A 26790-nucleotide genomic window follows, 5' to 3' on the forward strand; every position below is an offset into this window, starting at 1 on the left:
TCAGGGCGCTGCAGCGCCGAGCAGCTCCTCCACCCACGCGGGCACCACTTCGCTCGCCGGACCATGGCGTGCGCCATCGAACCACTGCGTGCCCTGCGAGGGTTCGAGATTGAGTTCGAGCGTCGCGATCCCCAGTTCCGCCGCGCTGCGCACGAAACCCGCCGCGGGATAGACCGCCCCCGACGTGCCGATCGAGACGAACAGGTCCGCCTCTTCCACCGCGCGGATGATCTCCTCCATCCGGTAGGGCATCTCGCCGAACCACACGATGTCCGGGCGCAGCGCCCGCGCGCCGCACGACGGACAGGGCGGGCTGTCGATCAGGTCCGCGTGCCAGGGCGTGCGCGCATCGCACGCGGTGCACCAGGCCGAAAGATGCTCGCCGTGCATGTGAATCACTCCGCCCTCCCCCAGCCCAAGCGCCCGCGCCGCGCGGTCGTGCAGGTCATCGACGTTCTGGGTGACAAGCGTGACGCGCCCACCGCCACGCGCGGGCCAGTCCCGCTGGAGCCGGGCGATGGCGCGGTGCGCGGCGTTGGGCTCGGCTTTCTGCACACCCGCCCGGCGCATGTCGTAAAAGCGCAGCACCAGATCGGGATCGCGGGCAAAGGCTTCGGGCGTCGCCACGTCCTCGACCCGATGCTCTTCCCAGAGCCCGCCCGAATCGCGAAAGGTGCCGATGCCGCTTTCCGCCGAGACCCCGGCGCCGGTGAGGATGACGATGTTGCGTAGCTGGTCCATCCCCGCCATGAGGCCTGCGTAACTGGAGAAATGCAAGTGGCACGAATCGGAATTATCGGCAGCAACGGGCGCATGGGCCGCGCCATCGCACTGGCGCTCGCCAACGCGGGCGAGGATCTGGCCGGGGGCGTGGGCCGTGATGGCAACGTTGCCGCGCTGGCCGCCGAGGCCGACGTGCTGATCGATTTTTCCAGCCCCGCCGCGCTCGAGGCCAATCTCGACGCCGCCGTTGCCGCCGGAGTTCCCATCGTGATCGGCACGACCGGGCTCGAGGAACGCCACCACTGGCTGATCGACGAGGCGAGCGCGGCGATCCCTGTCCTCCAGACCGGCAACACCTCGCTTGGCGTCACCCTGCTCGCCCACCTCGTGCGCGAGGCGGCCAGCCGGCTCGGCGACGACTGGGATATCGAGATCGTCGAGACGCACCACCGCATGAAGGTCGACGCGCCTTCGGGCACCGCGCTGCTGCTGGGCGAAGCGGGCGCCAAGGCGCGCGGCGTGACGCTCGCCGATGTGGCCGATCGCGGGCGCGACGGGATCACCGGCAAGCGCGAGAGCGGGCACATCGGCTTTGCCGCGCTTCGCGGGGGCAGCGTGGCGGGCGATCACACCGTCCATTTCCTAGGCGATGACGAGCGCATCGCGCTCTCGCACATGGCCGAAAACCGCTCGATCTTCGCCAAGGGCGCGGTCAAGGCCGCGCAGTGGCTGCTGGGCAAGGACGCCGGGCGCTACACCATGCCGCAGGTCCTGGGCCTTTAAGGGCCTCGCCGCGATGAAGAAGGCCGACATCTTCGAGTTCTTCCGGCGCCTGGCCGAGCTCAATCCCGATCCGGTGACCGAGCTGGAATTCGGCAACGTCTACCAGCTGCTCGTCGCGGTGACACTCTCCGCGCAGGCCACGGACGTTGGCGTCAACAAGGCCACGCGCAAGCTCTTCGCCGAGGTCAAGACGCCCGCGCAGATGGTCGCGCTGGGCGAAGAAGGCCTCAAGGAGCACATCAAGACGATCGGCCTGTTCAACTCCAAGGCCAGGAACGTCATCGCGCTTTCGCAGATCCTGGTCGACAAGTACGGCGGCGAAGTCCCCGAGGACCGCGACGCGCTGGTCGAACTGCCCGGCGTCGGACGCAAGACCGCCAATGTCGTGCTCAACTGCGCCTTCGGGGCCGAGACCTTCGCGGTCGACACGCATATCTTCCGCGTCGCCAACCGCACCGGCATGGCCAAGGGGAAAACCCCGCTCGCCGTCGAACTGGGCCTCGAAAAGAACGTCCCGCAGCCCTTTCGCGTCGGCTCGCACCACTGGATGATCCTGCACGGGCGCTACATCTGCAAGGCGCGCAGCCCCGAATGCTGGCGCTGCCCGGTAATCGACTTATGCGCCTACAAACCCAAGATCATGGAAAAAGGCGCTAAACCGGCTGCGACCAAGAGCACCAAGGCCAAAAGCGCCGCAAAGCCGCCCGCCCGGTCCTGATCCGCCTGCCCCGCCGCGCCCGGATCGCGGACGCGTGTGGCGCGGGAAAGGGAGCGGATGACACAGACCCAGACGCCCGGCGGTCCTGCCAGGCCCTGCCCAGGCCGACAGGCTCGCCCGGATCCATCCGGTCCCATTCATGCCGGGCACGGGCACGAATGGGGCGGACCGCATCCGGGCTGGCGCGCGGTGGTCTACCGTATCGCCTTCGAGACCGACACCACGACCGGGCGGCTGTTCGAGAAAGTGCTGATCGCGGCCATCGTGCTTTCGGTGCTGGTGGTGATCGCCGATTCGATCCCGACGTTGCACGCCCACTGGTATTTCGCCTTCACCCTGGCCGAATGGGTGTTCACCGCGCTCTTCACGCTCGAATACGTCTTGCGCATCGTGTGCCTGCGCGCGCCCTTTCGCTATGCGCGCAGCTTCTTCGGGATCGTCGATCTGCTCGCCCTGCTGCCGACGTACCTGGCGCTGCTGTTCCCCGCCATCCACGTCCTGATCGACGTGCGCGTGCTGCGCCTGCTGCGCATCTTTCGCGTGTTCAAGCTCACCGCCTATATCTCCGAATACCAGCAGCTGGGCCACGCGCTTGCCGCCAGCCGGCGCAAGATCGCGGTGTTCCTCGCCTCGGTCGTGCTGATCGTGGTGGTGCTGGGATCGCTGATGTACGTGCTCGAAGGGCCCGAGCACGGATTTACCTCCATACCCGTCTCGATCTACTGGGCGATCACCACGATGACCACCGTGGGCTATGGCGACATCACCCCGCAATCGCCGCTCGGGCGCTTCGTCACCGCGCTGATGATGCTGCTGGGCTGGGGCACGCTCGCCGTGCCGACCGGCATCGTCACCAGCGAGATCGCCTTTCGCCAGGCGCGCGAGGAGGAAGCCGGCCACCCGCAGGCGCATGGCCTCGCCACCCTTCACCTGAGCGGCTGCGCGGCCTGCGGCGAAGCGCATCACCTGCCCGAGGCGCGCCACTGCCACGCCTGCGGCGCGCGCCTGCCGCGCGTCGCGCCCTCTGCGAAATAGGGTCGGCTCATCCCAGGGCGCGATGAGCCTGACTCATCGCGCCCTGGTTAAGCCCGTGCGGCGCTTGAGCAAATCCAAGGCGTGATGCGTCAGCATCTCAGCGCCTTGGTATCAGAGCCCGATCCAAAAGTTCGGCACCGGCCCAAAAGTCGCCGACTGGTGATTTTTGGATCAGTCTCTCAGACGTCGTCGGCGCTGATCATTTCGGCACGGTCGATCTCGCCGGTCATCACCGCCACGGTGGTCGCCACGGCGGCATCGCCCGAGACGTTGGTGGTGGTGCGCATCATGTCCATGATCCGGTCCACCCCGGCGACGAGCGCGATCGTTTCGAGCGGAACGCCCACCGCGCCGAACACGAGCGCCATCATGATGAGCCCGGCCCCCGGAATGCCCGCAGCCCCCACCGCGCCCAGCGTCGAGAGGATCGAGATCAGGAAATAGGCGCTCCAGCTCAGGTGCACGCCGAAGACCTGCGCGCCGAACAGCGTCGCCAGCCCCAGGTACATCGCGGTGCCGTTCATGTTGATGGTGGCCCCCAGCGAAACGACGAAGCTCGCCACCGCGTTCGAAACGCCAAGGTTACGCTCCACACAGCGCATCGTGACGGGCAGCGTCGCGTTCGAAGAGGCGGTCGAATAGCTCACCGCCATCGCATCGACGATGCCCCGAAAGAAGTCGTGCACCGGCAGTTTGGCCAGGAAACGCAGCATCAGCGAATACATGCCGAAGATGATGATGAGGCAGCCCAGGTAGTTGAGCCCGACCAGCTTGGCGAGCGCGATCAGCGCGTCCTGCCCCAGCGTTCCGGCAACCCAGGCCATCAGCGCAAAGACGCCGAACGGGGTCAGCTCCATGACGATCATCGTCACCTTCTGCATGACCACCGAGCCCGCATCGAAGATCTTGATGAGCGGCTGGCCTTCCTCCCTGGCCATCAGGATACCGATGCCGATCAGCATGGCAAAGACGATCAGCGGCAGCACCTGCGCCTCGGCCATGACCTTGACCGGGCTTTCGGGCACCATCGAGAGGATCATGTCGACCGCGGTGGTCTCGTTCGGGGGCGGTACGGCGCCCAGGTTCAGTCGGCTGGTATCGAGCCCTTCACCCGGCTTGAACACCGTGCCCAGAAACAGTCCCAGCCAGACCGCGATCTGGCCCGTGACGACGAACAGGATCATCGCCCGGCCGCCCACCGCACCCAGCTTGCGCAAGTCGCCGATCGCGGTGATGCCCGATACCAGCGAGAAGAAGATCAGCGGCACCACGAGCATCTTCACCGACTTGATGAAGAAGTCCCCGATCCACTTGATCGACGCCGCGTCGGGCCCCCACAGGATACCCGCCACGATGCCCAGCACCAGGGCGGCAATGACCCGCTGCCACAGCGGGATGGCAAACCAGATACGCAGCATCAATCAACCTTCTCGTCCGGGCGCACAGCCCCCGCGCGCCCTCTCTCGCCTCCCACGCTCGCAAGTGCAGGCCGATTTATCAACCCTTTGCGCGCGGGAATTTCAGCCCTCGAACGCCGCCAGCGTGACCCGGCGGTAGATTCGGGCGAGCGCTTCGAGGTCGGCCAGCGCCACCGCTTCGTCCCGCTTGTGCATCGTCGCGTTGCACAGCCCGAACTCGATCACCGGGGCGATATCCTTGAGAAAACGCGCATCCGAAGTGCCCCCGCTGGTCGAAAGTTCGGGCGCGACGCCGGTCTCGGCCTCGATCGCGCGGGCCAGCAGAGCGGAAAATTCGCCCGGCTGGGTCAGGAACGCTTCGCCCGAGATCACCGGGCGCGCCGTCCCGCCGTGCTTTTGGGCAATGGCGCTGACCCGCGCGCCCAGCTCGGCGCCGGTGTGCCGATCGTTGAAGCGGATCGAGATGCGCGCCTCGGCCCTGGCGGGAATGACGTTGTGCGCAGGGTTGCCCACGGCAAGGTCGGTCACCTCCAGATTGGACGCCTGGAACCACTCGGTCCCCTCATCAAGGACCAGCGCGTCAAGCTCGGCCAGCATCGCGACGAGCCGGGTGATCGGATTGTCGGCAAGATGCGGATAGGCGACGTGGCCCTGCACGCCCTCGACGGTCAGGAAGATGTTGACCGAGCCGCGCCGGCCGATCTTCATCATGTCACCCAGGCGATGAACCGAAGTCGGCTCCCCCACCAGGATGAGGTCGGGCTTCTCCCCGTTCGCGGCCATCCAGTCCATCAGCGCGCGCGTGCCATGGACGGCCGGACCTTCCTCGTCGCCGGTGATGATGAAGCTGATCGTGCCCGCTTCGGCGGGAATTTCGGACGCCGCCGCAATCATCGCGGCGACCGAGCCCTTCATGTCGACCGCGCCGCGCCCGTAGAGCAGTTCGCCGCGCCGCTCGGGCAGGAACGGGGCGGTGGTCCAGCCTTCGCCGGGCGGCACCACGTCGACGTGCCCGGCAAAGGAAAAGTGGCGCGTGCCCACGGGGCCGCGGCGCACCGCGTAGAGGTTTTCGACCGGACCGTCGGGCGCTTCGCCCGCGACGAAGCGGTGCACTTCGAAACCGAGCGGGGCGAGCTGGCTTTCGAGACAATCGAACACCATGCCGGTGGCCGGGGTGACGCTGGGACAGGCGATCAGGGCTTCGGCAAGCTCGATGGCGCTTGCGGCGCGTTGTGCGGTCTGAGACATAATGCCCTGTGCCATCGCACATGCCCACCGCCTTGGCCATAGTCCGCAAGGGAACAACCATGCCCAAAATCGACCTCGATGCGCTCGCCACATCCAACGCGACCGGCTACCCCGCCCCCTTCGACGCCGCGGTCAGCGGACGCTGGTGGAAGCGGCTCGCCCCCGTCGCCGGGCTCACCCATATGGGCGCGAGCCATGTCGTGCTCGACCCCGGCAGCGCGTCGAGCCAGCGCCACTGGCACCGGGGCGAGGATGAACTCGTGGTCATGCTCACCGGCGAGGCGGTGCTGATCGAGGACGACGGGCGCACGCTGCTGCGCGCGGGCGATGTTTGCGGCTGGGCGGGCGGGGTCGAAAACGGACACACTCTCGTCAACGAAAGCGCCGCGCCTTGCAGCTTCATCGCGATCGGGGCCGGGCCGGAGCTGGGCGGGGTCTATTCCGATATCGACATGATGTGGAACGAGCAGGGCTACGTCCACAAGGACGGCACGCCCTATCCCGGTGCCGTGCCAGCGTCCGCCCGACCTGCCAGCGAAGAAGACGCCTAACCCAGCGCCCTGGCGAGCGCCGCCATCTTGGAGGCGGTAAACTGCCGGGCAAGGTCGCTCTTCGCCGCGATCAGGTCGAAGGCGTGGTAGGCACCGGGCGTAACCACGATCTCGCAGCCGATCCCCGCATCCAGCAGCCGCTGCCCGTAATCGACATCCTCATCCAGGAACAGGTCGACACCGCCGACCCCGATCCACGCAGGCGGCAGTCCGGCAACGTCCCTGACCCGCCCCGGTACGCCATCGCTCTGGTCCGGGAGCCCCGGCTCGCGGCCAAGGAAAGAGCGCCAGCCAAGGACGTTTTCCTCGGGCGTCCAGACGTAGACCCCCATCTGGCGCGGGCGCTGGATCACCGCGCCCACCCGGTCATCGAGCATCGGGTAGACCAGGCACTGGAAGGCCACCGGAACCTCACCGCGATCGCGCGCGGTGATCGCCAGCAGCGCGGCGTGGCCGCCCCCGGCGCTTTCGCCCAGCAGCGCGATCCGTGCCGGATCGACGCCTACCTGCGCTGCGTTACGGTAAAGCCACGTGAGCGCGGCATAAGTATCCTCGCGCGAGCCCTCATAGGTCGTCTCGGGCGCCAGACGGTATTCGACGGTGACCAGCGTGCAATCGAGCGCGCGGGCGGTCTCGGCAAGACCTGCCAGCGAATTGCGGGCCGATCCGAAGAGGTAGCCACCCCCGTGCATGTGAACGATGCCGCCGCGGCTGCGGCCCTTGCGCTCGTTGACGACGTAGATCGTCACCGGCTCGCGGCCGCCCGGAACCGGGACCTTGACCGCGCGCCACGGTCCCGGCGGCAGCGGCGCGGACGGGTCCGCCGGGACCCCGCGCTTCTCGCGCACCCAGTCGAACGTGTAGACACGCCCGACCTCGCGCGGCGGGAAAGCCCCGAGGAACGGACGCAAGCTCGGATCGACATAAGGCTCGGCATCGAAACCGTCGCCTGCCAGCGCGCCCGCGCCCGCCTCTGCCTCTGCCTCTGCCGCGCCGGGCCAGAACATGTCCCGGCCGCCCAGCGCGAGCCCGGCCGCACCGACGCCCATCACGCCCGCCGCGCGCAGCAGCGAACGACGCTCCAGTTGCTTGCCCCACTCCATCGCCCGTCTCCTCTTACCGCGCGCCGCCCGCGCCTCACACCGCCAGGGCTTCAGCCCTTGGCGAGAGCCGCGTCGAGCATCTTGGCGAGACGCAGGCCCGCCTGTTCGATCCGCTGGTCGACGATCGGAATGGCCTTCTCGGTCGCCGCCTCGGACCAGGTGATCCGCGCGGGTTCCCTGGCGTTGCACGGGATCGTACCGCCAAACGCCTCGGGATAGAGAAAGTCCTTCGAGATCTGCCAGGATTCGCGCGCCCAGTCGGCCACGTCACCGGTCGCCAGACGCGCCTTGTCCGCCTTCGAATAGGTCCGCACCAGCGGCGGATTGGCCGAGGAAATCGCGCGCTCGGCCAGCACGCCGTCCCAGATCGAATGGAGATTGCGCGCGGGCGCCGCACCGTAATCGGCGGTGATGCGGTTGCCCCCCAGATCGTGGTTTTCGCCCACGTGGAGCGGCTGGTGGACGTCGCCCACGAAGTGGACCACGAAGGACAGCGCCTGAAGGCGCAGGATCGGCGCGAGCTTGCGATCGGCCAGCAGGCGTTCGTTGCGGGTGATCTGCGCGGTCACGCAGTTGCCGTCGCGGCATTCCTCCTTGAGGTTGAAATCCCCGCAGACCGGCTGGTCGTGGTAGTGCCACGAAGACGCATAGGCCCAGCGCCAGTTCTCGCCCTTGATGCAGTCGGGCCAGACCGCCACGTCCTTGATCGTCTTCATCGGACAGGCGGGCGTGTCCATTTCCTTCTGGTGCGCCATCAGCTGGCGGATACGCGCCCGCGTCTCAGGCTGGATGTTGGCCCAGGCGATCGCCCCCACGGTGCGGTGGCCGAGCGCGCCCCAGGCCCGTGCGGGGCCCGCCGCGAACAGCGCCAGGCTCGCCAGTGCGGCGAGCGCCAATCGATGCCGTATCGTCACTTCGCGGGCGCCTCGTATTGTTCGATAACCCATTCCTCGGCCTCGGCCGCGGCGATCCAGGCCTGCATCCAGTCATGCTCCCACACCGCCTGCATATAGGCCTGCGCAAAGCCGGGGACGCCAATGCCGTACGTCAGGAAACGGCTGACGATCGGCGCGTAGAACACGTCAGCCGCGCCAAAAGTGCCGAACAGGAACGGCCCGCCCTTGCCGAAACGCGCGCGCGCCTCGGCCCAGAGGGTCAGGAGACGCACGATGTCGGCGCGGACCTCCTCGGTGATCGGCGCATCGGTGATGCGCTTGCGCACGTTCATCGGCAGCGCGCGGCGCAGCGCCATATAGCCCGCGTGCATTTCGGCGACCATTGAGCGCGCCATCGCGCGCGCGGCCTCGTCCTTGGGCCAGAACCGATCACGCCCCACCTTGTCGGCGAGGTAATCGATGATCGCCAGACTGTCCCAGACCACCGCATCGCCGTCCCACAGGATCGGAACCTTGCCGTGCGAGGGGGCCAGTTCGTCGGTCTCGGTCTTGATGCGATCCCAGTCCTCACCAAGGATGGGCACGGTCAGTTCGTCGAAGTGCAGACCCGATTGCTTGCACGCCAGCCAGCCGCGCAGCGACCAGCTGGAATAATTCTTGTTACCGATGATGAGCTTCACGTGGGGGCCGTTTCCTTTGGCAGTGCCCCGGAGGGGTAAAGCCTCTCCCCCCCGCTGTCGAGGCCCCTGCCCCGATCGATTGCATCGCAATCGGTGCGCGCCGCGCGAAAGCGCGCGCCGGGGCTCAGGAGAACGGAACCGTCAGCAGGTAGAACAGCGCGCCCACCGCCGCGCTTGCCGGGATGGTGATGAACCAGGCGATGATCACGCGGCTGGCCACCGACCAGCGCACCGCGCTCGCCCGGCGCGCCGCGCCCGTGCCGACCACCGAGCCGGTGATCGCGTGCGTGGTCGAGACCGGAATGCCCAGTGCGCTCGCCCCGAAGACCACGATCGAACCCGCGGTCGAGGCGCAGAAGCCCGAATGGTGGTTGAGCTTGGTGAGCTTGGAGCCCATCGTCTTGATGATCTTCCACCCGCCCGACAGCGTGCCTAGCGCAATCGCCGTGTAGCAGGTCAGCACGACCCATTCGGGGACGTGGAAACCGCCCTGAAGGTGTCCGGTCGAATAGAGCAGCACCGCGATCAGACCCATCGTCTTTTGCGCGTCGTTGCCGCCATGGCTGATCGAATAGGCCGCCGCCGAGATCAGGTGCAGGCTCTTGAACACGCGCTGCGAGCCGCGCGGCGTGGTGCCCTTGAACAGCCAGGCGGTCAGCAGCATCAGCACCATGGCGATGCCGAAACCGATGATCGGCGAGAGGAAGATCGCCACCACCGTCTTGGTCGTGCCCGAGCTTTCGACCACGCCAAAACCGCCGTGCATGATCCCTGCGCCCAGCAGGCCGCCGATCAGCGCGTGGCTCGAGCTGGACGGGATACCCTTCACCCAGGTCAGCACGTTCCACACCATCGCGCCGACCAGCGCACCGAACACCACCGCGGGCGTGATCGTGTCGGCCGAGACGATCCCCTTGCCGACCGTCTCGGCGACATGGAGGCCGACGAACCAGTAGGCGATGAAGTTGCCGCTCGCGGCAAAGAGCACCGCGACGACCGGCGAGAGCAGGCGCGTGGCGACGACCGTGGCGATGGCGTTGGCCGCGTCGTGCAGACCGTTGAGGAAGTCGAAGGCGACCGCCATCACGATCAGGCCGACGAGCAGCGGCATGGCAAGCGAATGATCCATGGGAAAAGCGGCTTCGCGTCAGGCGTGATCGATCACGAGACCGTCGATCTCGTTGGCGACGTCCTCGAAGCGGTCAACGACGCGCTCGAGCCGCTTGAACATTTCCTGACGCACGAGGAAGTAGAGCGGATCGCCGCGCCCCGCGTTGGCCGCCGCGCTCGCCTTGAAGATGCGCTTGAGACCCGCGGCGTGGATGTCGTCGGCGTGGCCTTCCATGCGCACCAGGCGCTCGGTCAGCTCGTGCAGGCGGTGGCCGTTGTCCGCGATCTTGCGGATCAGCGGCATGATTTCGGCGGTCAGGCGCGCGGCATCGACGATGATCGCGCACATGTCGATCATCTCGGGCTCGAAGTCGCTCACGTCGTAGAGGCTGACCGCGCCCGCCACCTGCTGCATCTCGTCGATGGCATCGTCCATCGTGGTGATGAGGCTGGTGATCGCCGAGCGGTCGAACGGGGTCAGGAACGTGCGGCGCACGCTCTGCAACACCTCGCGGGTGATCTCGTCGGCGTCGTGCTCGCGTTCCTCGATCTCGCGGATGTGCTGGTTGCGCCCGGCGCCGCCCTGCGCCAGACGCGCCAGCGCGTCGGCGCCGGCGACGAGAGTCGCGGCCTGCTTCTCGAAGAGATCGAAGTACTCGCCCTGCTGCGGCAGCAGCTTCTGAAACCAGGCGAACATTGCATTGACTCCTGTCCTGTCGGCCACCGCCTCGAGCACCCTTGCGGGGCTGGCCGCGGCCCGAAATTCGCGCGCGCCGAACGAGCGGATAAGCGCACTGAGGTCTTCCTCGTCAACCGCGTCGGCCGCCTCGGCGAGCGAAAACCAGCGCCTCTCGCGCTGGTGCTGCTCATCCCAGGTGTCAAGCATCTCGGTCACCGCGAAAGGAAAAACATCGACGTCGGCCCACACGTGGGCACCGGAATTGCGCCGCTTGCGGTAGCGGTAGGAGCCGAGCGGCGTCGGGCACACCGCGCCGCGCACCCCCGCCTCCTCCTCAGCCTCGACCGCCGCGGCGGCGTGCGGGCTCAGGGTCTTCATCAGCCCGCCCTTGGGCACCACCCAGCGCCGGGTCGCGCGCGAGGTGATCAGCAGGATCTGGATCGGCGCATCGATGGCGGGACTTTCGGTCCGGTAGGGCAGTACGGCAATCTGGCGCACGTAATGATGATCCTTGCTTGCCGGGCTGGCGTCAGCGGCGAATGGGAGGAACCCGCCCATCGATTCGAGCGGTCAGGCCGCCCGATACCGTGCGCTTGTTCGTCGCGCAATCGTCACAATCGCGCTTTCCCGCCCATCACGCCCTCATCCAGCGTCCGACCGACCGTGTGATCCGCCCTACAGACGTGAATCGCCCAGCACGGCCGCACGCAGCTCTTCTATGCCAAAGCCCTTTTCCGAACTCGTGACATGGATCTGCGGGTAGGCCGCAGAGTGCTTGCGCGCTTCGAGCAGGGTCGCCGCGTGGACCTTCTCCAGCTCGCTCGCCTTGATCTTGTCCGCCTTGGTCAGCACGATGCGGTAGCCCACCGCCGCCTCGTCGAGCATCTTCATCATCTCGGCATCGACCGGCTTCACGCCGTGGCGCGAATCGACGAGCAGCAGCGTGCGCTTGAGCACCACGCGCCCGCGCAGATAGTCGCGCACCAGACGGCGCCACTTCTCGACCACCGCGACCGGCGCCTTGGCGAAGCCGTAGCCGGGCATGTCGACCAGCCGGAACTGAAGCGGCTCGCCCACGTCGAAGAAGTTCAACTCCTGCGTGCGGCCCGGCGTCACCGAGGTGCGCGCGATCGAGCGGCGCCCGGTGAGCGCGTTGAGCAGCGAGGACTTGCCCACGTTCGAGCGCCCGCAAAAGGCGATCTCGGGCGCATCGGCATCGGCCAGGAACTGCAGCGAGGGCGCGCTCTTGAGGAACGTCACCGGCCCCGAGAAGAGCTTGCGCGCGCTTTCGATCAGCGCCTCGTCACGCTCTTCCCGGCCGCCCAGATAGTCTTGTGCGTCCACGCTCAGGCCTTGCCCTTCTGGCGCGCCTTGGCGCGTTCGGTGTCCTCGACCACCTTGGCGGCTTGAGCCTTGAGCTGCGGATGGCGGCTGTAAAGGAACTTCTGCTGACAGATGGTGAGGAGGTTGGAGGTGATCCAGTAGACCAGCAGGCCCGAGGCGAACGGCGCCATGACGAACATCATGAACCAGGGCATGATCATGAAGATCTGCTGCTGGGTCGGGTCCATCTGCGCCGGGTTGAGGCGGAACTGCAGGAACATCGTGGTGCCCAGCAGCAGCGCCAGCACGCCGATCGCCAGGAAGCCCGGCGGATCGAACGGCAGCAGGCCGAACAGGTTGAGCACGTGCAGCGGATCGGGCGCCGACAAGTCCTTGATCCACAGCACGAAGGGCTGGTGGCGCATCTCGATCGAGAGGATCAGCGTCTTGTAGAGCGCGAAGAACACGGGGATCTGAAGGAACATGGGGAGGCAGCCCGCGAGCGGGTTCACGCCTTCCTCCTTGTAGAGCTTCATGATCTCCTGCTGGGCCTGCGCCTTGTCGTCCTTGTAGCGCTCCTGGATCGCCTTCATCTTGGGCTGGATGGCGCGCATCGCGGCCATCGAGGCAAACTGGCGCTGGGCGACCGGGAACATCGCGCCGCGCACGATGACGGTGAGCAGGATGATCGCGAAGCCGAAATTGCCGACGATCTTGAACAGGCTCATCAGGAGCCAGAAGATCGGCTTCTCGAACCAGCGGAACCAGCCCCAGTCGATCGACAGGTCGAAGTTCTTGATACCCTGCTTGGCGTAGGCAGCGAGCACTTCGTGCTCCTTGGCGCCGGCAAAGATCTTGGTGGTGACGGTGTTGGTCTGACCCGCCTGGACGATGTCCTTGTCGTACAGGATGTCGGCGCGGAAAATGTGATCGCTAAGCGCGCGGTAGGTCCCTTGCGCCTTTTCCCCGGTCGGGATCAGGGTCGACATCCAGTAGACGTCGGTAAAGCCGATCCAGTCGGTGTTGCCGGTGGTCTCGAGCGTCTTTTGCGCGACCACGTCCTTGTAGTTGGTGCTGAACGAGACCGAACCGTCGAAGGCGCCGATCGGGCCCGAGTGGACCTGGTAGCTGTCGAGGCTGGCGGTCAGATCGGTGCGGTTGAGCAGCGCGAAGGGCTGGATCTGGATCGGAGCCCTGGCGCTGTTGCGCACCGACTGGTCGACCGTGACCATGTAATTGTCATCGACATGGTAGGTCAGCGCGTACGTCTGGCCCCGGCCGTTGTCCCAGGTCAGCGTGACCGGGGTCTGCGGGGTCAGCTTCGCGCCCGGCTGCGCGGTCCACAGCGTGCCCGCACTCGGCGTCAGGCCGCCCTGCCCGGCCCAGCCGACTTGCGCGTACTGCTGCGCCGGCGTGCCGGCGGGCGAGTAGATGCGCACCGGCCCGGAATTCTTCTGGACCGTCTCGCGATGGCGGTTGAGCACCAGATCGTCGAGCAGGCCGCCCTGGAGGTTGATCGAACCCGACACGCCCGGCGCCACGATCGGCACGCGGTGGCCGCCGGCCAGCGCGGTCTTGAGGTCCTTCGCCTCGAGCGCCATCTCGGCCGCATCGCGCAGGCCTCCCTCTCGGGTGGCCTTGGGCTCCTTGGCCGACTTGGTCGTGTCCTGCTGGGCGGCCTGGGCCTGCTCAGCCTGCTCGGTCTTGTGGGCGTTCGGATAGAGATAGCCGACGCCGGCCTCCCATCCGAAAAGCACAAGCGCCGTCAGCACGACCGCTAGGATGATGTTACGCTGATTTTGCACGAAGGCTTTCCTGTCGTCGTCTCGTCAGTGGCAACAGCGGTCCGTTTCCGTCCGCTCGCTCTTGGATTTCGGTTCGGTTCCGGGCACCGGATCATAGCCGTGCCCGCCCCAGGGGTGGCAGCGCAATAAACGCCATATCGCAAGGTATCCACCCTTAATCGCACCATGCGCACGCACCGCCTCGATGGCGTACTGCGAGCAGGAGGGCGAAAAGCGGCAGGTCGGCGGCATCACGGCCGAAGGGCCGAGCTGCCAGGCCCGCGCCAGGCCGATCAACAGCAAGCCGGGAAGCCGGCGCACAAAGCGCAGCGGCGCGATCACCCGGCACTGTCCGGAACGGGAGCGTGAGACGCGCCGGAAGCCGCATCGGCGCGCCCTTTCCCGCGATCCGCGCTCGATGTCTTGCGCGGCCCCCGCTTGCCGCGCGGACCTTTGCGCGGCGGATCGCCCTTGCCCGCGCGGGCCCGGCCGAGCGCGGCCAGAAGTTCCTCGCGCAGCAGGGCGAAGTCCCGCTCGACCCCGTTCTCGCGCCCGATCAGCACGTGATCGGTGTCGGCCAGGCCATGTTCGGGCAGGATTTCGCGCAGGAGCGCCCGAAACCGGCGCTTCATGCGGTTGCGTACGACCGCGTTGCCGATCTTCTTGGTAACCGTGATCCCCGCGCGCAGGCCCTTGCCCTCGTTGCGATTCGCCAGCAGCACGAATCCGGGCCGCGCCACGCGCGTACCCCGGTTCGCGGCGAGGAAATCGGCGCGCCGGCTGAGAATGGCGTAAGGAACGGTCATCGCATCTCGCAAGCTAGGCAGGCACGGCCGGACGGCAAGCACCGATCCGCCCAAGCGCCAAGCTGGCTCCACAAACGACGGCGGCCCGCGCCGCTGCCCGTGCGCCCTTGCGAAGGGCACCCGGCAGCCACGCGGGCCGTGCCGTTACCGGCCTTTCCCGCAAGGGAAAGGCACGGCAGGAATGCAATCAGGCCGAAAGCTTCTTGCGGCCGCGAGCGCGGCGAGCGCGAAGCACCTTGCGGCCACCGACGGTCGCCATGCGGGCGCGGAAGCCGTGACGGCGGGCGCGGACAAGGCGGCTGGGCTGGAAAGTGCGCTTCATGTCAGTCCTCGAATAGTACAGATAGGCCCACTCAAGGACCGAACAAAAAGGCCGCCCGCAAGCAGACGACCGCAAAACAGATGCGCGCCGTTACGTGAGCGACGGGCAAGAGTCAAGAACACCCGCCCGATTCGTTGCACCCGGCCCGCTTTTTACCCGAACCGAAACGGGCGAAGGCACCCGCGCCGCTCCACCAGGGAAACAGCGCGGGTGCCTTCTGCGACGTGACTGCCCCTCCCGGGGGGAGGAGAGACGCAATCTGCATTGAATGAAGGGACCTTATAGACGCGGCGGGCTGGAAGGGCCAGCCCGAAACAGGTAACGCGAAGAAGACCGGCGATCAGGAACGCCCGTCCACCGGTGTCGGATCGCTCGCAGCGGCCAGGGCCACGCCAGCGGGCGAATCGAGCGAGACCCACAGGCTCATCACCCCCGCACCGAACCAGCGTGCGGAGGCGAAGGGCACCGAATTGGTCATCGCGTAAAAGGCCTCGGCTTCGATCGGACTCATGCCCATCTGCTCGTAATAAGTCACGTAGCGCCGGTTTTCGGGCGCGCTCGAAGCGTAGTCCGACGGTTCGAGCCCGGTGTCGTCGAGCCAGGAATGGACCGCGAACTCGGCGCCGGGATCGGCCGTGCGCCGCGCTCCGGCCAGGAACAACTCGACCCCGCCCGACCGCACCGAGCCGTTGGCCGGCACGTGAGTCGCGATACCGCGGGCACGGATCATGCGGCCCAGCTGGAGGTTGGCGATGTCGTCCTCGGTACCGGGACACTCCACCATTTCGATCTGCGCAATGCCGGGATGGTCGCGCAGCATGGCCTGGAACTGCGCCGGGCTGCGCGGCCCGGTCACATCGACGAGCGCCGCGTGCGTGGCATCGATCACCCGGAACGGACCATAGGCCGCCTCGCGCCCGGTCAACCGCGCCGGGGCTGCCGCCGCAGCTGGCATGAGCGGCGCGGGCGAATCGAGCCGCACCAGGCGTTCGCCGCCCGTCACCGGCAAACGCGGCGCCTCGAGCGTCAGGTCGAAGGGCTCATAGGCAATCTGTTGCGCCGCGGCCGGTCCAGCCAGTCCCACCGCCAGCGCGCAGGCCCCCGCCACGGCGAAAGCCGGAACAAGCGCTGTGCGCACGAAGTCGGCAGGATGTCGCATGCCCCGAACATGCGGCCGGGGCCGTTACCCAATCCGTGAGAGGTAAGGTTAAAAGGCTGTAAGTCGCGCGCCACGCAGTCAAACGCGGCTCGACAGGTCGCGCCGGCCAAATAAGTATCACTACCTAGTTCATTCGCAGCGCAGACGCCGGTCCGCGCGCCCAGCAGGGATGTTTGGCTTGGTCGCACTCGTCTCGACCGTCGCCTACCTCGGGCTCGACGCGCGCGCGGTCGAGGTGCAGTGTCAGGTGGCGCCCGGAATGCCCGGCTTCGCGCTCGTCGGCCTGCCCGACAAAGCGGTGGGCGAAAGCCGCCAGCGGGTCAGCGCGGCGCTCACCGCGATGGGCCTCGCGCTGCCGCCCAAGCGGATCACCATCAACCTTTCCCCCGCCGACCTGCCCAAGGAAGGCTCGCACTACGATCTGCCCATCGCGCTCGCGCTGCTCACCGCGATGGGCATTCTCGATGCCGAACAGATGGCCGAAGTGGTCGCGGTGGGCGAACTCGCGCTCGACGGGCGGATCATCCCCTCACCCGGCGTCCTGCTTGCCGCACTCCACGCCAGCGGCGCGGACAAAGCGCTGATCTGCCCGGCCGCACAAGGCGCCGAGGCCAGCTGGGCAAGCGGGGTTTCGGTCACCGCCGCGCCCGATCTGGTCAGCCTGCTCAACCATCTGAAGGGCGTGCAGGCGCTGCCCCGCCCTGCTCCGGGCACGGTCGAAGCCTCCGCCCCCGGCCCCGACCTGCGCCAGGTCAAAGGCCAGGAGACCGCGCGCCGCGCGCTCGAGATCGCGGCCGCCGGTGGGCACAACCTGCTGATGTGCGGCCCGCCGGGCGCGGGCAAGTCGCTGCTGGCCGCCTGCCTTCCGGGCATCCTGCCCGAACTTTCACCCGCAGAAGCGCTTGAAGTCTCGATGGTCGCCTCGGTCGCGGGCACGCTCGAGGACGGGCGCATCAGCCGCGCACGCCCGTTTCGCGCGCCGCACCACTCGGCCTCGATCGCGGCGCTGACCGGCGGCGGGCTCAAGGTGCGCCCCGGCGAAGTCTCGCTCGCCCACCTGGGCGTGCTGTTCCTCGACGAATTGCCCGAATTCCAGCGCACCGTGCTCGATTCGCTGCGCCAACCGCTGGAGACAGGATCGATCACCGTCGCGCGCGCCAACGCCCACGTCACCTTTCCCGCGCGCGTCCAGCTGATCGCGGCGATGAACCCGTGCCGCTGCGGGCATCTGGGCGATGCCGCGCTGGCCTGCTCGCGCGCGCCCAAGTGCGCGGCGGACTATCAGAGCAAGGTTTCCGGCCCGCTGCTCGACCGGATCGACCTGCACGTCGAGGTCGACCCGGTGCGCGCGATCGACCTTGCCCTGCCCTCGACCTCGGAAGACAGCGCCAGCGTGGCTGCGCGCGTGCGCCGGGCGCGCGCCGTGCAGAGCCGCCGCCTCGAAGGAACCAGGGCACGCAGCAACGCCGAACTCGACGGCGACCTGCTCGACACCCACGCCGCGCCCGACGAGGCAGGACGCCAATTGCTGTTGCAGGCCGCCGAAGCCATGCGCCTCACCGCGCGCGGCTACACCCGCATCCTGCGCGTCGCGCGCACGCTCGCCGACCTGGCCGGAGCGCCAACCATCGGCCGCGCGCACATCGCCGAAGCGCTGAGCTACCGCCGCCAGCCCCCGCGCGCGTGATCCCCGCGCGCGTGATGAAAGTGACCTCGCCCGAAACCCGGCGCCCCCGTCAGACCGGGCTCAAGGGCAGCCTGAGCCTTATCCTGTCACTGACCGCGTTTGCCCCGGCGACGATCGCCGCTGCCGCTCACCCCCCCCGCACCCACACCGATCCAGCCCACACCGATCCAGCTGAGCGCGGCCATCGCCAGGGCAAGCGGTCAAACAGTACCACACGACGATTTGCGCGCGATTTCCTGCAAGGTGCTTCCCGAAGAGCCGACCGAATGGCTGTGCAGATGGCAGCAGAAGGGTCGCTCGCGCTGGTCCCTACGCGAAACGTACCTGGCGATGGACGGCGACCACTGGGTCCTCATCGACGGACCGCCCGCATCGTGGCCCTGACCGCCTGCGACGCTCAACCAAACGCCGCCACGCCGCAGCCCGCCGCGAAGGCGCGCAGCAGGCGCTGGCCTTCGTCCCACGCGCCCAGCCCACTGTCCGCGTTGATATGGCCAAGCGCGCCCACGCCAACGAAGCCCGCGCCGCGCGTGCGCGCGAAGCGCTCGGCAAAGGCGAGCGAGGCGTAAGGGTCGTTCGCGCTCGCCACCACCAGCGCGGGGAAGGGAAAGGCGCTTTGGGGCGGATCGACGAAACTGCCGGCCTGCGCGCGCGGAAAGTCGGCCCCATCGGGATCGGGCGGGGCGACGAGAAAGGCGCCCGCCACGCGCGCGGCCTGTGCGCGGCCGGCCGCCCAGTGCGCCACCAGCAGGCAGGCCAGCGAATGCGCGACGAGCAGCACCGGTTCGCCGGTGCTCCCGCCAGCGCCGCCGCGCGCATCCTCGATTCCCCGGTCGAGCGCGGCGATCCAGTCCTCCCGCTCGGGCTGGTCCCAGCTCGCCGGAGCAAACCGGCGCAGCGATGGGTCCTGCGCTTCCAACCGGCTCTGCCAGTGCGCCGCGCCCGAACCGCCCAGCCCCGGAAGTATCAGTGTCGCCATGCGTGCCGTTCCCTGCGGTAGATCTAGCCCCTTCCTGACGCATTCGATTGCGCTTTGCAAAGCACCAATTGCCTCATCCTCCAATGACTTGCGGCAGCGGACACCGGACCATGCCGCGCTCCTCGATTGCCACGGCGGGGCAAACCGGGCAGAGCCGCAGCAATTGCTCCCGCTGCACTACCGCACGGGGGATGCAGGAAGGTTGATGGCATGAACACCCAGTGGGACAGGCGCCGACTGCTGGCGCACGGCGCACGCGCCTCGGCAGGACTGGCAAGCCTCGCAAGCCTGCCCACCGCCCTGCACGCGGAAATCCTGGGCAAGGGGTTCGAAGGGCTCGCCGGTCCGCGCGCCGACACCGCGCGCACGCTCCTCCAGTCCGCGCGCCAGGTCAGCTTCGGCACCGGCAAGGACGTGTGGATGTGGCTATCCTCGCTGTGCCCGTGGTGCCAGAAGTTCTTTCGCGAAACGCCCTCCCTTACCGTGCCGGGCTTTCGCATCCACTACATCCCCTTCATCCTGGGCGATGCCGAAACCGGGGCCGTGCTCAAGGTGATCGACGATCCGAGCGAGGCGACCTTCCTCAAGTTCATGCGCCGCGAACTGGGCGATGCCCCGCCGATCGCCTACAGCCCGTACTACAGCGGACCGCTTGACTACACCGGCGGCCCCTCGACCCGGCTTTCGCGCCACCACGCGCATATCCGGCTCATTCAGACCGCGTTCGACGCCGACGCCGGCTACCCGACCGAAACCGGCCTCAACCGCCAGCTGTCCACCCCACGCACCTTTTTCCGCACGCAGAAGGGCGCGTTGCTGATGTGGGGCGGGGCGTTCGGCGCCCGGCAGTTCGACATGTTGCGCGGGCTCTAGGCCCCCGATGCCCGTCGCCTCCCGATCCGGGTCCGCAGCCCTCCTGTCGGGGGTCGCGATCCTCACCGCGCAAGTCTCGATCACGCTGGGCGCCGCGCTCGCCAAATCGGTCTTTGCGCAAAGCGGACCGGAAACGGTGGCCGCGCTGCGCACCGTCCTGGCCGCCAGCCTGCTGGCCCTGCTCGTGCGTCCCAAAGTCCGGACGCTGGCCGCCGCAACGCTCGGCTGGGTGGCGCTCTACGGGCTGGCGCTGGGCGGCATGAACCTGCTCATCTACGAGGCGCTGCGGCGCCTGCCGATCGGCATTGCGGTGGGCGTGGAGATCTGCGGCCCGCTCTGCGTCGCGCTCGCCGGGGCGCGTTCGGCGCGCGAAGCGCTCTGGCCGCTGCTGGCCGCCTGCGGGTTGGCGGTGCTGATCCCCTGGCCCGGCCGCGGCCATCCGCTCGATCCGGCGGGCCTTGGCTTTGCGCTGGGCGCGGCGTGCTGCTGGGCGATGTACATCGTGTTCGGGCGCCGGGCTTCGCGGGCGGGAAGCGGGACGGCGGTCGCGCTCGGTATGCTCGCGGCCTGCCTCGTCACGGTGCCGAGCGCGCTGGCCGCCCATGCCGCACTGCCCCCCGCGCCGGTCTGGGCCGCAGCGCTGGGCGTCGCGATGCTTTCGAGCGTCTTTCCCTACCTTCTGGAGATGCGCGCCATGGCTGCCCTGCCCGCGCGCGTGGTCGGGCTGATCTCCAGTGCTGCCCCGGCCATCGCCGCGCTCGTCGGGTATATCGCGCTGGGCGAGGCGCTGACGCCCTTGCAACTGCTCGCCATCGCGCTGCTGATCACCGCAGCTGCGGGCTGTTCGCTCCAGAGCCGCCCGCCGGTCGCGCGGATCGAGGACGAGCCCCCGCTCTGAAGATTCAGCCCACTGGCAGCGCGGCGCGCGGTTCCTCGACGTCGATCTGGCGCAGCACTTCGCCGATCACGCGCGCATCGCTGGCAAAACCCAGGTGCGAGCAGCGGATCGCCACCGCCCGGTCGCGCTCGCTCGGCCAGCCCTTGGCCGAACGCGGGTGGATCACACCGTCGCGCGGGCTCCACAGCGCGATCGTGGGCACCGGCGGCTTGACGCCCAGCGCGCATTCGACCGGCGGCGCGTCGACCGAGTGGCCGGTAATGACCTGATAGGCGCGCCAGGCATTGTTGGCGCGCGGATCGCCCGAAAAGGGCGTACCCATGGTGATGACCTTGGCCACGAGCGCGGGTTCACGCCGCGCGATCTCGCGCGCGAAGAGCCCGCCAAGGCTCCAGCCCACCAGGACCACCGGCTGGCGATGGTCACGCGCCAGCCGCGCCACGCGGCGCATCAGAAAGGCAAAATTTTCGGGCGTCGGGCCCAGGTTGAAGCCCAGCCCCCATTCGTGGACGGCGTGGCCCGCCTCGGCCAGCGCCTCGGCCATGGCGCGCATGCGCTTGGGGTGCGCGCCGAAACCGGGCAGGAGCATGACCGGCTGCGGGCTGCGCGCGGCCAGGACCGCCCCACGGCGCGGCGTGCCCATGCCCCAGAGCGAGGCCAGCTCGCGCGCGAACAGGCCTAGCCTGGGCTTGCGCACGCCCTCGGGATGGGGCTCGCGCCCCAGTGCGGCGCGGCGCAGCACTTCGGCGCGCATCTGTCCGAACTGATCCCAGGTCTGCTGATTCACGTCCCTTGTCCTACCTTACTTGCGTTCCGTCTTGCGCCTGTCCCATTTCTCCCCGCAACGCGCGGGCAAGTCGTTTGTCCTGCCAGCCCTTTCCTGACTGCACGCTGAGCGAACGTCCTCCCTCGAGAACCTGCCCCTGACGCCATGCAGCGCGAACCCGGCCGGAGCGCGCGGTTAGCACCCCCGCGCCCCCGCACCAACAATTACAGTTTAATGACACACTGCGGTCGCCTTTTCGCCTGCGATCCTGGGACCGACCCGACGAGCCGTTGCGGTGCGTCACGATATACCCCATATGTTCCGCATGGCCGAACTCATCATCCGCCGCGGGCTCGACGAGCCGGACACCTCGGGCTCGTTCACCCCGCACAAACCCGAACGTCCCGAAAAGTCGCTTCCCGGCAAGCGCTTCGAGATCGTCTCCGACTACCAGCCGGCAGGCGACCAGCCCACCGCGATCGCCGAACTCGTCGCCGGGGCCAGGGCCGAGGACAAGACCCAGGTGCTGCTGGGCGTCACCGGGTCGGGCAAGACCTTCACCATGGCCAAGGTGATCGAGGAGCTGCAACGCCCCGCGCTGATCCTGGCGCCCAACAAGATCCTCGCCGCCCAGCTCTACGCCGAGATGAAGGACTTCTTCCCCGAAAACGCGGTCGAATACTTCGTCTCCTACTACGACTACTACCAGCCCGAAGCCTATGTGCCGCGCTCGGACACCTACATCGAGAAGGAAAGCTCGGTGAACGAGGCGATCGACCGGATGCGCCATTCGGCCACCCGCGCACTGCTCGAGCGTGACGACGTGATCATCGTCGCCTCGGTCTCGTGTCTTTACGGCATCGGTTCGGTCGAGACCTATTCGGCGATGATCTTCGACATCGAGGTCGGCAAGGAAGTCGACCAGCGCGAGCTGATCCGCAAGCTCGTGGCGCTCCAGTACAAGCGCAACGACGCCGCGTTCTCGCGCGGGACCTTCCGCGTGCGCGGCGACAATCTCGAAATCTTCCCGTCACACTACGAGGACATGGCCTGGCGCGTGTCCTTCTTCGGCGATGAGATCGAGGAGATCGCCGAGTTCGACCCACTCACCGGCAAGAAGGGCACAACGCTGGAAAAGGTGCGGGTCTACGCCAATTCGCACTACGTGACCCCCGGCCCGACGATGAAACAGGCCTCCGAGGCGATCCGCTTCGAACTGAGCGAGCGGCTCAAGGAGCTGGAGAGCGAAGGCAAGCTGCTCGAAGCCCAGCGGCTCGAACAGCGCACCAACTTCGACCTCGAGATGATCGCGGCGACCGGTTCGTGCAACGGGATCGAGAACTACTCACGCTTCCTCACCGGCCGCCTGCCCGGCGAGCCGCCGCCAACGCTGTTCGAATACCTGCCCGACAACGCGCTGCTCTTCGTCGACGAAAGCCACCAGACCGTGCCGCAGATCGGCGCGATGGCGCGGGGCGACCATCGCCGCAAGATCACGCTCGCCGAATACGGCTTCCGCCTGCCCTCCTGTATCGACAACCGCCCGCTTCGCTTCAACGAATGGGACGCGATGCGCCCGCAGACCTTCGCGGTCTCGGCAACGCCGGGCGGCTGGGAAATGGAGCAGACCGGCGGCGTCTTTGCCGAACAGGTCATCCGCCCCACAGGCCTCATCGATCCGCCGGTGGAAATCCGCCCGGTCGAAGATCAGGTGCAGGACTGCATCGCCGAGTGCAAGGCGACCGCCGAAAAGGGGTTCCGGACGCTCGTCACCACGCTCACCAAGCGCATGGCCGAGGACCTCACCGAATTCATGCACGAGGCCGGGGTGCGCGTGCGCTACATGCACTCCGACGTCGAGACGCTCGAACGCATCGAGCTGATCCGCGACTTGCGCATGGGGGTCTACGACGTGCTGGTGGGCATCAACCTGCTGCGCGAAGGCCTCGACATTCCCGAGTGCGGGCTGGTCACCATTCTCGATGCCGACAAGGAAGGCTTCCTGCGCTCGGAAACCTCGCTGATCCAGACCATCGGGCGCGCCGCGCGCAACGCCGAGGGGCGCGTGATCCTCTACGCTGACCGGATGACCGGCTCGATGGAACGCGCCATCGCCGAAACCGATCGCCGCCGCGAAAAGCAGAAGGAATACAACGAAGAACACGGCATCACGCCGCAGACGATCAAGCGGCGCATCGCCGACATCGTCGCCGACACCGCCAGCCGCGACGGCGTGACCGTGGAGATCGAGACCGAGGACGGCGCGAACAACCTCGTCGGGCACAACCTGCGCGCCTATATCGAGGATCTGGAAAAGAAGATGCGCACCGCCGCCGCCGACCTCGAATTCGAAGAAGCGGGCCGCCTGCGTGATGAAATCCGCCGCCTCGAGGCAAGCGAACTCGGCTTGCCCGAAGCCGAACACAAGGCCCCGCTGGTGGGCCGTTCGAACGAAGGCAAACCCGGCACGCGCAAGACCCGCTACGGCAAGCAGACCCGGAAGTGGGGCAAGTAGGAACGCCCTGATCCGGTCAGGAATGAGCCGGAGCGCGAGGCCCGTCGCCCTCGCGCTCCGCACGCAGCCCGACACAGCTCTTCCCCCCCCTCATGGCGCAGGAAAGACGCGTTGGGCCGTTCGAGGCTCAAGCCTTTCGGCCGACAATCTTGTCTGTCTAATCACTCAAAGAATCGACTCGATCCATCAATTGGGCCGCCCCTCACTGCGAAACGCCCACTTCCATCTTTTCCGAAAAGTGAGTCTAATTTTTCATTTTCACTGTATTTACAGCAAGAAATTTCCGTATTCGCCGAATAGGCGCAAAGACCGCCCACCCGCTCGCTTGACAAAAAGGCAGGCTCACGGATACGAAACTTGTCAGACTAATAACGGCAACACGATTGCCTGATCTGGGGGAGTTTCATGACCGTACTCGCGCCATCAGTGCGTCGTCGCACGCTTGCCTTTTCGCTACCGCTGCTGGCCGCGCTCGCCGGGCTTTCCGGCTGCGGGGGCGATGATTCCGGCTCGCAGCCGTCCACCACTACGGTCGACATCTCGAGCACCACGCCGGTGAGCGATCTCGACACCGGCTACCAGCTGCGCATCGTCAACGCGGGAACCGGCGCCACGCTGACGATTGCGGGTTCCAGCCAGGTCGCGGGTGCCGCGGTGAGCAGCGCGGTTGACGATGCCTCGCTCGCGCAGCGCTGGCACGTCATGCCGATGGGCAGCGGGCAGTACAACATCGAGAACATGCTCACCCATCAGGTCGTGGGCATCACCAGCGCCTCGACCGAAACGGGCGCGCAGGCGGTGCAATGGGCCGACAACGGCACCAGCGACCATCTCTGGGCGTTCTACCAGCTGTCCAACGGCAACTACGCGCTCAAGAACGTCAACAGCGGCCTCTACCTCGAGGATGCCGGCTCGGGCGTGATCGACCAGATCGCGCGCGACACTTCGGCCAAGGCGCAGGAGTGGACAATCACCGTCACCACCACCGCAGCCTATCCCGCGCCGATGGCGGTCAGCGGCGCGGGCATCGACGTCCACGACCCTTCGATGATCCAGGACCCGCAGGGCACCTACTGGCTCTATGGCACGCACAACACGCTTGCCCAGTCGAGCGACCTGACCAACTTTACCGCCATGACCACAGGCGCCATTTCGCCCGACTTCAGCTGGTGGGCGAGCAAGAACACCACCGGCACCGGCGGGCGAACCGACATCTGGGCGCCGAGCGTGCTCTACGCCAACGGCACCTACTACCAGTACTATTCGATCCCGGTCTACGACACACCCTCGCAGGTGGGCACCAACCAGGGCGCGGAGGCGGTGATCGCGCTGGCCACCAGCCCCAACCCCGACGGCCCCTGGACCGATGCGGGCGAAATCATCGCCTCGTGCGGCACCACGCCCGGCTGCACCACCACGTTCAACGCGATCGACCCTGCTCCCTATATCGATAGCGAGGGCAAGTGGTGGATGGCCTTTGGTTCGTGGGAGGATGGCATCCACGTCCTCCAGCTCGACCCCGCGACCGGCCTCCAGCTCGCCTCGGACCAGACCGTCTACCACATCGCGCGGCGCGACGCGGGTGAGGAAGGGCCCTTCATCTTCCCCTATACCGTTGGCGGAGTGCACTATTACTACTACTTCGCGCCGATCAACGTGTGCTGCCAGGGCACCAGCAGCCTCTACCGCATCATCGTCGGACGTTCGACCAGCCCGACCGGACCGTTCCTCGATCGCGGCGGGCTCGACCTGCTGAACGGCGGCGGCACGATCCTGCTGAGCACCCACGGCACCATCTACGGCCCCGGCGGGCAGAGCGTGATGGACAGCGCCAGCGGCCCGATCCTCGTTTACCACTACTACGACGGCACGCAGAACGGGCTGCCCCAGCTCGGCCTCAACACGCTCGTCTTCGACGCGCAAGGGTGGCCCCACGTCGAGTGACGGGGGCCAGACGGGGAGCGCGGTCGGGCTTTCAAAAGCCGATCCGCCCTCTCCCTTGCGGCTTGACCGCGCATTCCGCCGCAAGCCGCTGCACGATTTCCCCCGCATCGCGGGCCGGTGCGTGGCGCAGCTGGCGCGCGACCACCGCAAAGTCCCCCGGCGTCAGCCCCGCCAGCGCGGCAAGCGAGGCCGGAGCCTCCATCCCGAACCACGCCGCGAAGGCCCGCGCCGCCTTGTCCGGCCCCAGCGCGCGCAGTTCGAGCTTGAACACGAAACGGCGCAGGCTCGCCGGATCGAGCTTGCCGGTATGGTTGGTCGCCGCGACCACCGGCAGCGGGTGCCGATCAAGCCAGGTCAGCATCTCGTTGACTTGCGTGCGTTCCCAGCTGGCGCGCGCGTCACCGCGATCGAACAGGAGCGAATCCGCCTCGTCGAACAAGAGCACCGCCCCTTCCTCGCGCGCCCGGACGAAGGACTTTGCGATCTGCTGCTCGGTCTCACCCACCCAGCGCGAGAGCAGGTCCGAAGCGCGGCGCACCAGCAGCGGCCGGTCGAGCGCGCGGGCCAGATGATGCGCCAGCGCGGTCTTGCCCGTCCCCGGCGGGCCGGACAACAGAAGCGAGACATCCGCCCCGCCACCTTGCCCCATCGCCGCGAACAACGGCCCAAGCGGGCGGTCGGTCTCGAACAGGTCGATATCGCAAGGTCCGAAACCGGCATCGGGCAGCTCGCTCCCGCGCAGCGCGCGCGCCAGCGATCCGGCGGCGCGCAAACCCGCATCCCCATCCCC

General features: G+C 67.6%; 26 protein-coding genes. 9 read left to right on the top strand and 17 right to left on the bottom strand.

Annotation, left to right across the window (positions count from 1 at the left end; translation table 11 throughout):
• Nucleotides 1–741 carry an NAD-dependent deacylase gene (locus tag MTR62_RS10290; RefSeq protein ID WP_244020309.1) on the bottom strand — a complete coding sequence of 247 codons (741 nt, stop codon included), beginning with the start codon at nt 739–741 and terminating at the stop codon, nt 1–3.
• A 36-nt stretch (nt 742–777) separates the two neighbouring features.
• Here MTR62_RS10290 and dapB point away from each other — a divergent pair, with 36 nt between their 5' ends.
• The 3 genes from dapB to MTR62_RS10305 all read left to right on the top strand — a co-directional run bounded on the left by dapB (nt 778) and on the right by MTR62_RS10305 (nt 3259).
• Nucleotides 778–1506 carry a 4-hydroxy-tetrahydrodipicolinate reductase gene (gene dapB, locus MTR62_RS10295; RefSeq protein ID WP_244020313.1) on the top strand — a complete coding sequence of 243 codons (729 nt, stop codon included), beginning with the start codon at nt 778–780 and terminating at the stop codon, nt 1504–1506.
• Between the two features lie 13 nt (nt 1507–1519).
• Nucleotides 1520–2224 carry an endonuclease III gene (gene nth, locus MTR62_RS10300; RefSeq protein WP_244020315.1) on the top strand — a complete coding sequence of 235 codons (705 nt, stop codon included), beginning with the start codon at nt 1520–1522 and terminating at the stop codon, nt 2222–2224.
• 189 nt (nt 2225–2413) lie between these two features.
• Nucleotides 2414–3259 carry an ion transporter gene (locus MTR62_RS10305; RefSeq protein ID WP_244020318.1) on the top strand — a complete coding sequence of 282 codons (846 nt, stop codon included), beginning with the start codon at nt 2414–2416 and terminating at the stop codon, nt 3257–3259.
• A gap of 179 nt (nt 3260–3438) precedes the next feature.
• Here the strand turns inward: MTR62_RS10305 and MTR62_RS10310 are convergent, their stop codons facing one another.
• Both MTR62_RS10310 and dapE read right to left on the bottom strand, forming a co-directional pair.
• A complete protein-coding gene (locus MTR62_RS10310) occupies nt 3439–4677 on the bottom strand; it encodes a dicarboxylate/amino acid:cation symporter (protein WP_244020320.1) in 1239 nt (412 codons plus the stop codon).
• A 102-nt stretch (nt 4678–4779) separates the two neighbouring features.
• Nucleotides 4780–5925 (bottom strand): succinyl-diaminopimelate desuccinylase, encoded by a 1146-nt coding sequence (gene dapE, locus MTR62_RS10315; RefSeq protein WP_244020325.1) that lies wholly within the window; start codon nt 5923–5925, stop codon nt 4780–4782.
• Nucleotides 5926–5984: 59 nt separating this feature from the next.
• Between dapE and MTR62_RS10320 the strand changes: the two genes are divergently transcribed.
• Nucleotides 5985–6476: a cupin domain-containing protein gene (locus MTR62_RS10320; RefSeq protein WP_244020327.1), complete on the top strand. Its 492-nt coding sequence runs from the start codon at nt 5985–5987 to the stop codon at nt 6474–6476.
• On the opposite strand, the gene MTR62_RS10325 is transcribed toward MTR62_RS10320, so the two are convergent.
• The 11 genes from MTR62_RS10325 to MTR62_RS10375 form a co-directional block, all read right to left on the bottom strand.
• A complete protein-coding gene (locus MTR62_RS10325) occupies nt 6473–7579 on the bottom strand; it encodes an alpha/beta hydrolase (RefSeq protein WP_244020329.1) in 1107 nt (368 codons plus the stop codon). The genes MTR62_RS10320 and MTR62_RS10325 overlap by 4 nt on opposite strands.
• A gap of 50 nt (nt 7580–7629) precedes the next feature.
• Nucleotides 7630–8493: a S1/P1 nuclease gene (locus MTR62_RS10330; protein ID WP_244020331.1), complete on the bottom strand. Its 864-nt coding sequence runs from the start codon at nt 8491–8493 to the stop codon at nt 7630–7632.
• Nucleotides 8490–9155 carry a glutathione S-transferase family protein gene (locus tag MTR62_RS10335; protein WP_244020333.1) on the bottom strand — a complete coding sequence of 222 codons (666 nt, stop codon included), beginning with the start codon at nt 9153–9155 and terminating at the stop codon, nt 8490–8492. Before MTR62_RS10335 ends, MTR62_RS10330 begins: the two co-directional genes overlap by 4 nt.
• A 124-nt stretch (nt 9156–9279) precedes the next feature.
• Nucleotides 9280–10284, bottom strand: coding sequence for an inorganic phosphate transporter (locus tag MTR62_RS10340; protein WP_244020335.1), 1005 nt, complete (start codon nt 10282–10284; stop codon nt 9280–9282).
• Nucleotides 10285–10302: 18 nt separating this feature from the next.
• A complete protein-coding gene (locus tag MTR62_RS10345) occupies nt 10303–11442 on the bottom strand; it encodes a DUF47 family protein (protein ID WP_244020344.1) in 1140 nt (379 codons plus the stop codon).
• 177 nt (nt 11443–11619) lie between these two features.
• Nucleotides 11620–12288, bottom strand: a complete 669-nt coding sequence (yihA, locus tag MTR62_RS10350) for a ribosome biogenesis GTP-binding protein YihA/YsxC (protein ID WP_244020350.1) — start codon at nt 12286–12288, stop codon at nt 11620–11622.
• A 2-nt stretch (nt 12289–12290) separates the two neighbouring features.
• Nucleotides 12291–14072, bottom strand: a complete 1782-nt coding sequence (yidC, locus tag MTR62_RS10355) for a membrane protein insertase YidC (protein ID WP_244020352.1) — start codon at nt 14070–14072, stop codon at nt 12291–12293.
• A 24-nt stretch (nt 14073–14096) separates the two neighbouring features.
• On the bottom strand, nt 14097–14354 hold the full coding sequence (gene yidD / locus MTR62_RS10360; RefSeq protein WP_407672664.1) for a membrane protein insertion efficiency factor YidD: 258 nt from the start codon (nt 14352–14354) through the stop codon (nt 14097–14099).
• 35 nt (nt 14355–14389) lie between these two features.
• Entirely contained in the window at nt 14390–14857 is a 468-nt protein-coding gene (gene rnpA, locus MTR62_RS10365) for a ribonuclease P protein component (RefSeq protein ID WP_244020354.1), read from the bottom strand.
• Nucleotides 14858–15044: 187 nt separating this feature from the next.
• Entirely contained in the window at nt 15045–15179 is a 135-nt protein-coding gene (gene rpmH / locus MTR62_RS10370; protein ID WP_007012267.1) for a 50S ribosomal protein L34, read from the bottom strand.
• Nucleotides 15180–15519: 340 nt separating this feature from the next.
• Nucleotides 15520–16338 carry an alpha/beta hydrolase gene (locus MTR62_RS10375; protein WP_244020356.1) on the bottom strand — a complete coding sequence of 273 codons (819 nt, stop codon included), beginning with the start codon at nt 16336–16338 and terminating at the stop codon, nt 15520–15522.
• A gap of 178 nt (nt 16339–16516) precedes the next feature.
• On the opposite strand from MTR62_RS10375, the gene MTR62_RS10380 reads away from it, so the two are divergent.
• Nucleotides 16517–18025 (top strand): YifB family Mg chelatase-like AAA ATPase, encoded by a 1509-nt coding sequence (locus MTR62_RS10380; protein ID WP_244020359.1) that lies wholly within the window; start codon nt 16517–16519, stop codon nt 18023–18025.
• Between the two features lie 397 nt (nt 18026–18422).
• Here MTR62_RS10380 and MTR62_RS10385 read toward each other — a convergent pair whose 3' ends face one another.
• Nucleotides 18423–19004 (bottom strand): RBBP9/YdeN family alpha/beta hydrolase, encoded by a 582-nt coding sequence (locus tag MTR62_RS10385; protein WP_244020369.1) that lies wholly within the window; start codon nt 19002–19004, stop codon nt 18423–18425.
• Nucleotides 19005–19214: 210 nt separating this feature from the next.
• Between MTR62_RS10385 and MTR62_RS10390 the strand changes: the two genes are divergently transcribed.
• Both MTR62_RS10390 and MTR62_RS10395 read left to right on the top strand, forming a co-directional pair.
• The gene (locus MTR62_RS10390; RefSeq protein WP_244020372.1) at nt 19215–19877 is read left to right on the top strand and encodes a hypothetical protein; all 663 of its coding nucleotides are present in this window, start codon (nt 19215–19217) and stop codon (nt 19875–19877) included.
• A 7-nt stretch (nt 19878–19884) separates the two neighbouring features.
• Nucleotides 19885–20775, top strand: a complete 891-nt coding sequence (locus MTR62_RS10395) for an EamA family transporter (RefSeq protein ID WP_244020374.1) — start codon at nt 19885–19887, stop codon at nt 20773–20775.
• A gap of 4 nt (nt 20776–20779) precedes the next feature.
• Here the strand turns inward: MTR62_RS10395 and MTR62_RS10400 are convergent, their stop codons facing one another.
• Nucleotides 20780–21529, bottom strand: a complete 750-nt coding sequence (locus MTR62_RS10400) for an esterase/lipase family protein (protein WP_244020384.1) — start codon at nt 21527–21529, stop codon at nt 20780–20782.
• A 337-nt stretch (nt 21530–21866) separates the two neighbouring features.
• Between MTR62_RS10400 and uvrB the strand changes: the two genes are divergently transcribed.
• Together uvrB and MTR62_RS10410 are read left to right on the top strand one after the other, a co-directional pair.
• Nucleotides 21867–24056, top strand: coding sequence for an excinuclease ABC subunit UvrB (uvrB, locus tag MTR62_RS10405; RefSeq protein WP_244020386.1), 2190 nt, complete (start codon nt 21867–21869; stop codon nt 24054–24056).
• A 405-nt stretch (nt 24057–24461) separates the two neighbouring features.
• Entirely contained in the window at nt 24462–26000 is a 1539-nt protein-coding gene (locus MTR62_RS10410) for a family 43 glycosylhydrolase (RefSeq protein ID WP_244020376.1), read from the top strand.
• A 31-nt stretch (nt 26001–26031) separates the two neighbouring features.
• On the opposite strand, the gene MTR62_RS10415 is transcribed toward MTR62_RS10410, so the two are convergent.
• On the bottom strand, nt 26032–26790 hold a 759-nt coding region (locus MTR62_RS10415; protein ID WP_244020378.1), incomplete at its 5' end, for an AAA family ATPase.

Origin of the sequence: Novosphingobium organovorum, from assembly GCF_022832435.1 — a bacterium.
GTDB lineage: Bacteria > Pseudomonadota > Alphaproteobacteria > Sphingomonadales > Sphingomonadaceae > Novosphingobium > Novosphingobium organovorum.

Excerpts from the sequence above, each read along its gene's own strand:
- rpmH (WP_007012267.1), bottom strand. The coding sequence starts at position 15,179 with ATGAAGCGCACTTTCCAGCCCAGCCGCCTTGTCCGCGCCCGCCGTCAC.
- uvrB (WP_244020386.1), top strand. The coding sequence starts at position 21,867 with ATGGCCGAACTCATCATCCGCCGCGGGCTCGACGAGCCGGACACCTCG.
- MTR62_RS10325 (WP_244020329.1), bottom strand. The coding sequence starts at position 7,579 with ATGGAGTGGGGCAAGCAACTGGAGCGTCGTTCGCTGCTGCGCGCGGCG.
- MTR62_RS10375 (WP_244020356.1), bottom strand. The coding sequence starts at position 16,338 with ATGCGACATCCTGCCGACTTCGTGCGCACAGCGCTTGTTCCGGCTTTC.
- dapE (WP_244020325.1), bottom strand. The coding sequence starts at position 5,925 with ATGTCTCAGACCGCACAACGCGCCGCAAGCGCCATCGAGCTTGCCGAA.
- MTR62_RS10310 (WP_244020320.1), bottom strand. The coding sequence starts at position 4,677 with ATGCTGCGTATCTGGTTTGCCATCCCGCTGTGGCAGCGGGTCATTGCC.
- MTR62_RS10390 (WP_244020372.1), top strand. The coding sequence starts at position 19,215 with ATGAACACCCAGTGGGACAGGCGCCGACTGCTGGCGCACGGCGCACGC.
- MTR62_RS10400 (WP_244020384.1), bottom strand. The coding sequence starts at position 21,529 with ATGCGCGCCGAAGTGCTGCGCCGCGCCGCACTGGGGCGCGAGCCCCAT.
- MTR62_RS10290 (WP_244020309.1), bottom strand. The coding sequence starts at position 741 with ATGGACCAGCTACGCAACATCGTCATCCTCACCGGCGCCGGGGTCTCG.
- MTR62_RS10320 (WP_244020327.1), top strand. The coding sequence starts at position 5,985 with ATGCCCAAAATCGACCTCGATGCGCTCGCCACATCCAACGCGACCGGC.
- MTR62_RS10340 (WP_244020335.1), bottom strand. The coding sequence starts at position 10,284 with ATGGATCATTCGCTTGCCATGCCGCTGCTCGTCGGCCTGATCGTGATG.
- rnpA (WP_244020354.1), bottom strand. The coding sequence starts at position 14,857 with ATGACCGTTCCTTACGCCATTCTCAGCCGGCGCGCCGATTTCCTCGCC.
- MTR62_RS10395 (WP_244020374.1), top strand. The coding sequence starts at position 19,885 with ATGCCCGTCGCCTCCCGATCCGGGTCCGCAGCCCTCCTGTCGGGGGTC.
- MTR62_RS10410 (WP_244020376.1), top strand. The coding sequence starts at position 24,462 with ATGACCGTACTCGCGCCATCAGTGCGTCGTCGCACGCTTGCCTTTTCG.
- MTR62_RS10385 (WP_244020369.1), bottom strand. The coding sequence starts at position 19,004 with ATGGCGACACTGATACTTCCGGGGCTGGGCGGTTCGGGCGCGGCGCAC.
- nth (WP_244020315.1), top strand. The coding sequence starts at position 1,520 with ATGAAGAAGGCCGACATCTTCGAGTTCTTCCGGCGCCTGGCCGAGCTC.